The organism is Mesorhizobium sp. M1A.F.Ca.IN.020.06.1.1, assembly GCF_004023265.1.
In the GTDB taxonomy this organism is placed as follows: Bacteria; Pseudomonadota; Alphaproteobacteria; order Rhizobiales; family Rhizobiaceae; genus Mesorhizobium.
The window spans coordinates 1-730 of record NZ_RZSR01001577.1 but is presented as its reverse complement, the minus strand read 5'-3'; the positions used below and the strand labels follow the sequence as shown (position 1 = coordinate 730).

The 730-nt window shown below is 64.8% G+C and carries 1 protein-coding gene and 1 pseudogene; one reads left to right on the top strand and one right to left on the bottom strand.

Going from position 1 to position 730, the window contains the following annotated elements; translation table 11 throughout:
* Positions 1–319 (top strand): annotated as a pseudogene (locus tag EOA60_RS35650) (alpha/beta hydrolase); the annotation flags it as partial.
* Here the strand turns inward: EOA60_RS35650 and EOA60_RS35645 are convergent.
* Positions 297–530: a hypothetical protein gene (locus tag EOA60_RS35645; RefSeq protein WP_095824505.1), complete on the bottom strand. Its 234-nt coding sequence runs from the start codon at positions 528–530 to the stop codon at positions 297–299. The pseudogene EOA60_RS35650 and the gene EOA60_RS35645 overlap by 23 nt on opposite strands.
* Positions 531–730 lie beyond the last annotated feature (200 nt).

Sequence of the window (730 nt, the reverse complement as noted above, 5' to 3'; positions counted from 1 at the left end):
CGCCATCTGCGAGGAATACCGTGCGGCAGCGACGCTCGACCGTGAGCACGATCAGGCGGACCGCAAAGCCGGCCGGCGCATCGGCTGCCCGATGCTTGCGCTATGGAGCGGACATGGCGCGCTCGCCGAATGGTACGCGCGAGAGGGCGGTCCGCTGGCACTGTGGCGGGAGTGGGCCGACGACGTCAGCGGCGGGGTCAGCGGCGGGGTCAGCGGCGGGACGATGCCCGGCGGGCATTTCTTTCCCGAGGAGGCGCCGGCCGAGACAGCCGCAAGGCTCGGCGAGTTTTTTGCGGCTACAGGCCGTAGGCCAGGGTGAGGTAAATCGCCGGCGCAACGATCAGGCAAAGCGCCATAACAATCACCACGGCATTGCCAAGGCGCTCGGCGCGCCTGGTGATGTCGGTGACATCGTCGTCGTCGTTGAGGAATTGGAGAATCGAGGTGTCGGCGAGGACGGAGAGGCGATTGTCGTTCGCGGGCAGGCTTTCGGGCTCTCGCAGATTGGGCTTTGCAGAAATAAAGGTCAAAACGTCGTCTCGCTTTCGAAGCCGGCCGCGCGACTTCCTGGTTCCAATGATTGTGGATGGTATTGGATGCCCGCCATTTGCGCGGAAACGGCGGGCACCCAAAACGGCGCCGATGAAGGGGACTTCGTCGACGACCGCTACCAACTCGAAGCCTCCGCTTTGGTTGCCGTCGAGGGCCCAATGCGCGAGCCACTCCGACT